Origin of the sequence: Falsiroseomonas selenitidurans, assembly GCF_012103215.1 — a bacterium.
GTDB classification, from domain to species: domain Bacteria; phylum Pseudomonadota; class Alphaproteobacteria; order Acetobacterales; family Acetobacteraceae; genus Falsiroseomonas; species Falsiroseomonas selenitidurans.
This window is the reverse complement of the sequence record NZ_JAAVNE010000094.1, coordinates 1-8,547: the sequence shown is the minus strand read 5'-3', so window position 1 is coordinate 8,547 and position 8,547 is coordinate 1. Positions and strand designations below refer to the sequence as shown.

At 72.1% G+C, this 8,547-nt stretch carries 9 protein-coding genes; 5 read left to right on the top strand and 4 right to left on the bottom strand.

From position 1 onward, the window contains the following. Positions 1-16 precede the first annotated feature (16 nt). From HEQ75_RS26995 to HEQ75_RS26980, 4 genes are all read right to left on the bottom strand, one after another. Positions 17-937 carry an AEC family transporter gene (locus HEQ75_RS26995; RefSeq protein WP_168035228.1) on the bottom strand — a complete coding sequence of 307 codons (921 nt, stop codon included), beginning with the start codon at positions 935-937 and terminating at the stop codon, positions 17-19. A 37-nt stretch (positions 938-974) separates the two neighbouring features. Further along, the gene (locus tag HEQ75_RS26990) at positions 975-1,571 is read right to left on the bottom strand and encodes a hypothetical protein (protein WP_235962155.1); all 597 of its coding nucleotides are present in this window, start codon (positions 1,569-1,571) and stop codon (positions 975-977) included. Continuing rightward, the gene (locus HEQ75_RS26985; protein ID WP_168035227.1) at positions 1,571-2,104 is read right to left on the bottom strand and encodes a bactofilin family protein; all 534 of its coding nucleotides are present in this window, start codon (positions 2,102-2,104) and stop codon (positions 1,571-1,573) included. Before HEQ75_RS26985 ends, HEQ75_RS26990 begins: the two co-directional genes overlap by 1 nt. Before the next feature lie 368 nt (positions 2,105-2,472). Beyond that, positions 2,473-3,126: an EI24 domain-containing protein gene (locus HEQ75_RS26980; RefSeq protein WP_168035226.1), complete on the bottom strand. Its 654-nt coding sequence runs from the start codon at positions 3,124-3,126 to the stop codon at positions 2,473-2,475. A 92-nt stretch (positions 3,127-3,218) separates the two neighbouring features. On the opposite strand from HEQ75_RS26980, the gene HEQ75_RS26975 reads away from it, so the two are divergent. From HEQ75_RS26975 to HEQ75_RS26955, 5 genes are all read left to right on the top strand, one after another. After that, on the top strand, positions 3,219-4,217 hold the full coding sequence (locus HEQ75_RS26975; RefSeq protein ID WP_456237401.1) for an adenosine kinase: 999 nt from the start codon (positions 3,219-3,221) through the stop codon (positions 4,215-4,217). 106 nt (positions 4,218-4,323) lie between these two features. After that, complete coding sequence (locus tag HEQ75_RS26970; protein WP_168035225.1) at positions 4,324-4,875, top strand: hypothetical protein; 552 nt, start codon at positions 4,324-4,326, stop codon at positions 4,873-4,875. 197 nt (positions 4,876-5,072) lie between these two features. Then, complete coding sequence (gene typA / locus HEQ75_RS26965) at positions 5,073-6,902, top strand: translational GTPase TypA (protein ID WP_168035224.1); 1,830 nt, start codon at positions 5,073-5,075, stop codon at positions 6,900-6,902. A gap of 391 nt (positions 6,903-7,293) precedes the next feature. Then, positions 7,294-7,932 (top strand): calcium-binding protein, encoded by a 639-nt coding sequence (locus HEQ75_RS26960; RefSeq protein WP_168035223.1) that lies wholly within the window; start codon positions 7,294-7,296, stop codon positions 7,930-7,932. 179 nt (positions 7,933-8,111) lie between these two features. Continuing rightward, positions 8,112-8,531, top strand: coding sequence for a hypothetical protein (locus HEQ75_RS26955; RefSeq protein WP_168035222.1), 420 nt, complete (start codon positions 8,112-8,114; stop codon positions 8,529-8,531). Positions 8,532-8,547: the final 16 nt, after the last annotated feature.

The window sequence follows — 8,547 nt, the reverse complement described above, 5'->3', positions numbered from 1 at the left end:
GTTGTCGGACAGGCTGCTAGAGCACGAAGCGCGTCAGCAGCCAGATCCACAGCGGCAGGGTCAGCACGGACAGCACATGCTCGCTGGTGGTGATCGCCGCCATCAGCGGCGCGTCGCCCCCCATGGCGCGCGCCATCACATAGCTGGTGGCCGCCGTGGGCTGCGCCATCAGGATCACGGCAATGGCCGTCGGCAGCGGGTCCAGCCCGATCAGCCGCGCCAGGGCCAGCGTCATCAGCGGCATCACCGCCAGCTTGAGGATCCCGGTCGCCAGCTGCGCCGCCGGCCGGTCGCCCAGTCCGCGCAGCGTCAGCGCCGCGCCGACGCATAGCAGGCCGAGCGCCACGGAAGCCTGGCCGAGCGTCCGCACCAGCGGCCCCAGCCCGGCCGGCAGCCCGCCGACGGCGGAGATGGTGAAGCCCGCCGCGCAGGCCAGGATCAGCGGATTCAGCAGCACCTGCCGTGCCAGCCGCAGCGGCCGCACCTGCCTGGCACCGCCCAGCGCGAAGGCAATGGTGGAAATGCCCTGCACCATCGGCACGATGCAGCCGGTGCAGACGGCCGCCAGCGCCACCCCCGGCGCGCCCCAGATCGCCCCGGCGATGGCGAAGCCCATCAGGTTGTTGAAGCGGATGCCGCCCTGCAGGATGGAGGTCATCGCCGGATGCCCGGCCCGCAGCAGCCGCGACAGGCCCAGCGAGACCAGCGTGCCCGCCCACAGCGCGCCCCAGATGCTGCCGGCCAGGCCGGCCACCGGCAGGGCGCCCATCTGGGTATTGCCCAGCGCCGTCGCCACCAGGCTGGGCAGCAGCACCCAGAAGACGAGCTTCTCGATTCCCGCCCAGATCGCATCCTCGCGCAGCAGCCGCCGGCGCAGCAGCGCGCCGAGGGCCAGCAGCCCGAAGACCGGCACGAAGGCGTCCAGCCAGGCGTTCATCGGCAGGACGATCGGCGGCGAGGTGGGGCCAGGCGCGTCACGTGGCGCCGTCGGCCTGGCCCCGGAGCGCGGCACCGCGGGCGATGTCCCGCAGGCAGGCGGCCTCGCCACGACGGGAGGTGCCGATGGCGCGCGCCTGGGCGAAAGCGACCCGCAGGCCGGCCTGCGGCCCCTCGTCGCGGTAGAAGACAAGGTCGAGGTGGCATTGCGGCCCCTGGTAGTGCCAGATCTCCGCCTCCCCCTCCTCCCGTCGCAGGCGCGGCTCGCCCAGCCAGGCGGCGACCGCTTCAGGAACATGGCCGACCAGCTGGCCGGCCATGGTGGGCGGCGTGCCCGGCGTGGCGCTGGCGGGTTGCGGCGGCGGCGGCGGCGGGATGGAGCCCTCGCCACCCGAGGCCGCAGCGCGGGGCGCGATACCGGCCAGGCTCGCCTGATGCGAGGCCAGGGCTTCCTGCAGCACCACCACCGGGTCTGCCGGGTCCGGCTGCGCGCAGGCGGCGGCCAGCAGGGCCGTCAGCAGCGGCAGCAGGGGGGCGGGGCGGGGCCTGGCGACCAGGGGGGTGGCGCCCGCAGCGGGGCGCCCCGAATCAGGCGCGAAGCCCCGTGGCGCCGGGGCGCCACGGGGCGGGCGCATCAGCCCTCGGCGTAGGCGCGCGGCGCCGGGCCGGCGGGGATCTGCGTGTCGCCCAGCATCTCCATCTTGCCGGAGATCTGGCCGCCATCCTCGACCATCAGGCGGCGGCAGCGGGCATTGCCGATGACGCGGCCGGTGGCGCGGATCACCAGCTGGCCGCGCGCGGTCAGGGTACCGTCGAAGGTGCCGGCGATCTCGGCGTCCTCCACCTGGACCTCGCCCTTGAACACGCCGGTCTGGCTGATCGAGAGCTCGGTCGCCTGAATCATCTGGCTTTCGACCGTGCCTTCCACCACCAGGCGTTCGGCATCCGCCACGGTGCCCTGCAGGCTGATGCCGCGGCCCACCACCAGGGTGCGGCGGTCCTGCGCGCGGGGCGCCGGCATGGTCGGCTGGCCGGGCATCTGCCCACCGCCCATCGGGCCACCCATCTGGCCACCCATCTGGGGCGGACGCGGGGGGATGGCGGTGCCGGCAGGCGGCGTGGGGCCGCTCGGCATGGTCGGCGTGGGCGGCTTGGGGGCGAGGCTCATGGTGGCTTGATCCCTGGTGGGTGGGAATGACGGCGCGCCCAGATCCGGGTCGCGGGCGGTGGGTACGGTCAAGGCGTGCGGGTCGGGGCTGGGCGCGGCCGGCTTCTCGTCACGGCGACGGCCGAAGACATTCATCATCGTCCCCCTTCTGCGGTTGGACACGGCAAGGCGACCAGGGCCGGCAAGCGCCTGACCGTCACGCTGCCGCGCTTCCGTCCAGGAGCATCGGCTAACACGCTGGGGCGCGGGGCGGCAACGCCGGGGCGGCGGGCAAACCGCGATTCTCCGAAAAGCAAGCCCCGGCCGGCGGATCGCGGAAAGTTCCGCCAGCCGCCCGGGATGCCGTGCCGCGGGCCGGTGCCGGCAAGTCAGCCGGCGCGGTGCAACAGATGGGTCATCGCCGCGGTGCCCAGCACCGGCACCAGCAGGTTCACCAGCGGCACCGCCGCCAGCAGCGCCAGCGCCGCGCCCAGGCTCCAGATCTCGCCACGCCGGCGGCGGCGCAGCGCCTCCGCCGCCGGGCGGTCCATGCGCCGCAGGGCGACGCCGAGGAAAAGCCCCTCCCCCAGGCCGATCGCCGCCACCGCCCAGAGCGCGAGGAAGCCCAGCAGCGGCAGCAGCAGCGACAGCGGCAGCAGGATCAGCGTCAGCCCCGCCATCTTCGCCGCCAGCACCGCGGCCCACCAGGCCTGCGCGGTGGCGGGGGCGCCGGCCGGCGACGGCAGGGCGGGGTAGTGCCGGCGCTCCACCGCCGCCGCCACGCCATCCAGGAACAGGCCGGAGATCGCCAGCAGCAGCGGGATGAACAGCCACCAGGCCGCCACCCCCACCAGCACCACCCCGGCGGCCGCCGCGGCGGCAGCGAACCAGCCCTCGGCGCCAGCCACCGCCGCCAGCACCCAGCCGGACAGTCCCGCAAGGCCGGCCAGCCCCGCCAGCGCCCCCAGCGCACCGAGGATCAGGGGCCGGCGGAAGGCCGGGTCGGGGATCTGGCGCAGCGCCAGCAGCAGGGCATTCAGCATGGCGTCGGAGATGGCCCGCCGAGGCCGCCGGGCCAAGCGCCCTCGCCACGTTGTGGCGGATGGGCTACGCGGGCGGCGCGACGCAGCGAGGCATGACGATGACGACCACCGCGACCCCGGCGACCCTGGACCTTCTCGGCATCGGCAATGCCATCGTCGACGTGCTGGCCCGCGCCGAGGACGCTTTCCTGGACGCCCAGGGCATGGCCAAGGGCGGCATGGCGCTGATCGATACCGCGGCGGCGGAGCGCCTGTATGCCGCGATGGGCCCGGGCATCGAGGGCAGCGGCGGCTCCGGCGCCAATACCTGCGCCGTGGCCGCGGCGCTCGGCGCCCGCGTCGGCTTCCTGGGCAAGGTGGCCGATGACCAGCTCGGCCGGGTCTTCGCCCACGACATCCGCGCCGCCGGCGTGGCCTTCCCCACCGCCCCGCTCGCCGGTGGCGCGCCCACCGCGCGCTGCCTGATCCTGGTGACGCCGGACGGCCAGCGGACGATGAACACCTTCCTCGGCGCCTGCGTCGCCTTCGGGCCGCAGGACCTGGACGAGGCCGCCATCGCTTCCGCCGCCGTCACCTATCTGGAGGGCTATCTGTTCGACCCGCCGGCGGCGCAGGAAGCCTTCTACAAGGCGGCAAGCCTGGCCCATGCCGCCGGGCGCAAGGTGGCGCTGACGCTGTCCGACCCCTTCTGCGTCGGCCGCCACCGCGCCGCCTTCCGCGCCTTCGTCGCTGGCCACACGGACATCCTCTTCGCCAACGAGGCCGAGATCCTCTCGCTCTACGAGACCGCCGACCTGGACCAGGCGGTGGCGCAGCTGCGGCAGGAGGTGGAGCTGGCGGCGGTCACCCGGTCCGAACAGGGCAGCCTGGTGCTGGCCGGGGCGGAAAGCTGGCCGGTGGCGGCGGTGCCGACCCAGGTGGTGGACACCACCGGCGCCGGCGATGCCTACGCCGCCGGCTTCCTGGCGGCGCTGGCCCAGGGCAAGCCGCTGCCGGAATGCGGCCGCTGGGGCAGCGTCGCCGCAGCCGAGGCGATCAGCCATTTCGGCGCCCGGCCGCAGGCCGACCTGAAGGCGCTGGTCGCCGGCTGAAGCCCGCGCCCGGCCGGGCAGCCGCCGGCGATTGCGGCAACCGGGGCGGGCAGGGATGCGTTGACAGGGGGACGGGGCCGGAAGGCCCTCAGCCCGGGAGCCTGTCATGACCCAACGCTTCGCCCTGCTGCTGGCCAGCCTCGCCCTGCCGCTGCTGGCGGCGCCACCGCTTGCCCCACACGCCGCCGCGCAAGCCGCCGGCGGCGCCGCGGTCCCCCGCAACGCCGACGACGCCAGCCAGGGTGCCGCCGGTTTCCTGCGCCAGGCGCGGTCGGCACTGCAGGCGGGCCGCCTGGCCCAGGCGCGGGAGAATCTGGAGCAGGCCGAAACCCGGCTGCTGACACGCTCCGTCCTGCCCAGCCAGGCCGGCAGCCCGGCCGATGGTGGCGCGATCGGCGCCATCGCCGATGCGCGGGAAGCGCTGCGTGGCCGCGACCGCGCGGCGGTGGAACAGCATATCGACCTGGCCATGGCCCGGCTGCAGGCCGCCGCCATGGCCCCGGGCGGCAAGGCGCCGATGACCGGCAGCGATGCCCTGCCGAAATCCGCCGATGGCGGCGGCGCGCCGGCTGCCGTGCCCGTCCCTGTCCCGGTTCCGTCGGAACCGGTGCCGGCACCGATGTTCGCCCCCGGGGTGATGCCAGCGCCGACGAGGTAGCGCCCGGCCAGCCCTGTCCTGCGGGCAGGGCTGCTTCCGTCCGGCCCGTGCGCTTCCTGCTCGCTTTTTGGCGGCGTCCCGCCTATGTGTGCGCCGCATCAATGCCAATGGCCCAGCGAAGTGCCTGGATGACCGTCCGATGACGGTCATACCCGGGGCGGCAAGGGTCGGCCCGAACCGGAACCCGGACTGAACCCATGGAACTCCGCAACGTCGCGATCATCGCCCACGTCGACCACGGCAAGACCACGCTGGTCGACAACCTCCTGAAGCAGGCCGGCGCCTTCCGCGCCAACCAGGTGGTGGCCGAACGCGCAATGGATCGTAACGACCTGGAGCGCGAGCGCGGCATCACCATTCTCGCCAAATCCACCGCGGTGGAGTGGAAGGGCGTGAAGATCAACATCGTGGACACCCCCGGCCACGCCGATTTCGGTGGCGAGGTGGAGCGCATCCTCTCCATGGTCGATGGGGCCGTGGTGCTGGTGGATGCCGCCGAGGGCGTGCTGCCGCAGACCAAGTTCGTGCTGACGAAGGCCCTGGCCCGCGGCATCCGCCCCATGGTGGTGGTGAACAAGGTGGACCGCCAGGATGCGCGCCCGGACGAGGTGCACAACGAGATGTTCGACCTGTTCGCCGCGCTCGGCGCGGATGACGACCAGCTCGACTTCCCGATGCTCTTCGCCTCCGGCCGCCAGGGCTGGGCGGATGAGACGATGGACGGCCCGCGCAAGGATCTCGGCCCACTGTTCGACCTGATCCTGCGCCATGTGCCGGCGCCGGGCCTCGACCCGAACCTGCCCTTCGCCATGAACGCCGCGATCCTGGAGGCCGACACCTTCCTCGGCCGCATCCTGACCGGCCGCATCGAGCAGGGCACGGCACGGCTGAACATGCCGGTGAAGGTGCTGCGCCGCGACGGAAGCGTGGTGGAAACCGGCCGCCTGACCAAGCTGATGACCTTCTCCGGCCTGGACCGCGTGACGGTGGACACCGCCCAGGCGGGCGACATCATCGCCATCGCCGGCCTGTCCGATGCGACCATCCCGGACACCATCTGCGACCCGGCGGTGACCGAGCCGCTGCCCGCCATTCCGGTCGATCCGCCGACCCTGTCCATGACCTTCCGCATCAATGACGGCCCGCTCGGCGGCCGCGAGGGCAAGAAGGTCACCTCCCGGCAGATCCGCGACCGGCTGTTCAAGGAAGCCGAGGGCAACGTCGCCATCACCATCAAGGTGTCCGAGGAAGTCGACGCCTTCGAGGTGGCCGGCCGCGGCGAACTCCAGCTCGGCGTGCTGATCGAGCAGATGCGCCGCGAGGGCTTCGAGCTGACGATCGGCCGCCCGCGCGTGCTGACCCGCGAGAACGCGGAGACCGGCGAGCGCGAGGAGCCCTTCGAGGAATGCCTGGTCGACGTGGACGAGGAATACTCGGGCGTGGTCGTGCAGAAGCTGTCGCTCCGCAAGGGCCAGATGCAGGACATGCGGCCCTCGGGCGGCGGCAAGCAGCGCCTGACCTTCCTGATCCCGTCGCGCGGCCTGATCGGCTACCATGGCGAGTTCCTGACGGACACGCGCGGCACCGGCATCATGAACCGCATCTTCGCCGGCTATCAGCCCTGGGCCGGGTCGATCGAGGGGCGGCGCAACGGCTCGCTGATCTCCAACTCGGATGGCGAGGCGATCCAGTATTCGCTGTTCTCGCTGCAGGAGCGCGGCACGCTGTTCGTCGACCCTGGCGTGAAGGTCTATGTCGGCATGATCCTCGGCGAGCATTCGCGCGAGAACGACCTGGACGTGAACCCGATCAAGGAAAAGAAGCTCACCAACATCCGCGCCGCCGGCAAGGACGAGGCGCTGCTGCTGGTGCCGCCGCGCCGGATGAGCCTGGAGCAGGCGATTTCCTACATCGAGGATGACGAGCTGGTGGAGGTGACGCCGACGGCGGTGCGCCTGCGCAAGCGCTACCTCGATCCGCATGAGCGCAAGAAGAACGCGCGCAAGTCGGAGAGCGAGGCGGCCTGATCGCCAGCGCCGTTACGGCCTGAAGCCTGGGAGCACGAAGGGCGAGGTTCCGCAGGGGATCTCGCCCTTTTCGCATGGCGGCCGGGATCCGGTGCTGGGCAACCAGGCGGGGCGGCAGCATCGGGCATGGGCCATTCCACCCATGCGCCGGGCCTGACCGCGCCCGGTATCACCCGGCGGATAGGCCCGACCGTCAACCCCCGGCTTCGTGGATGCCAGCGGCGCGTCGCGAAAACGATATTTCGACTCAGCCCATGTCGCCTGCGGACAAGTTTGTCACAGCATCCTGGTATCGGCATTGCCTATCACGTCCAGAGTATGAGCCGCATATCGCGCCAGTGAGCGGAGGCCTAAGGTTCCCCCATCGGCACGGCCAACACAGGAGGCTTCGATGAGCGGCACACCCAGGGCGATCGACGGCAGCGAGCTGGAACAGGTTTCCGGCGGCAACTTCACCGACCGGAACGGCACCGCCGGTGCGGACACCATCACCACCGGTGACGGCATGGACAAGATCTTCGCCGGCGATGGCAACGACACCGTCATCTCCGGCGGCGGCCAGGACGAGGTCCATGCCGGCAGCGGCAACGACGTGGTCAATTCCGGCGCCGGCAACGACAAGACCTTCGCCGGCAGCGGCAACGACTTCGTCTATGCCGGCGAAGGCTCGGATGAGCTGTTCGGCGAAGCCGGCAACGATACGCTGGATGGCGGTGCCGGCGACGGCGCGGCCGACAAGGCCTTCGGCGGCGAGGGCGATGACAGCTTCATCTGGGCGCCTGGCGACGGCAATGACGAGTTCCATGGCGGCAGCGGCCAGGACACGCTGGTCCTGCCCGGGATGACGCTGGACACGCTGCAGGGCGCGCTGCAGCTCTATGACCCGAGCCTGCAGATCCTGGTGAACTCCGCCGGCCAGGTGAGCTTCACCAATGGCGCCGGCCAGCAGGTGAGCTTCAGTGGCGAGCTGCGGATCGGCGGCGAAACGCTGAAGTTCTTCGAGATCGAGCGGATCCAGATCACTTTCTGATCCCGCCTCGGATCAGCCGATGGGGCGGCGCCGGCAACGGTGCCGCCCTTTTTCGTGCCGCGCCGGCTGCCCCACCAAGGCTGTGCCTATCGGCCGGATCGATCCGGCCCACCTGCTGCCAGCCGGCCCCGGCGCCTAGCCTCTCCTCCCAGGACGGCACCCAGGACAGGAGGAGACCGATGGCCGGCGACAAAGGAAGAATCACCCCGCGTCGCGCACCGCGCACATCGCGCGGGTGGCAGGAGCTGGCGGGAAGCTGGGGCCGGGCGGGGCCGGGCGGGATCGGCAAGCGCACCACCGCCCGCGCGGCGCCGCCGGCGGCGCGCAGCGAACCCTGCGCCAGCTGGCACCCGGCAGATGGCGATGCGCACTTCCAGGGCCTGCCCGGCCAGGACGTGATCCTTCTGCGCGGGATCTCCCTGACGGAGTTGGTTGCCGGCATCAACCTGGCCGAGGCCGGGCTTTCGCTGCATCTGGACCGCGATGGGGGAATCGGCTTCGTCAACCGCGCCGGGGACTCCGCGACCTTCAGCGGCGACCTGACCGCCGGTGGCGCCACGCTGCACTTCCGTGACATCCTGAAGCTGCTGCTGGCCTAGGAGCCTGTCCGACAAT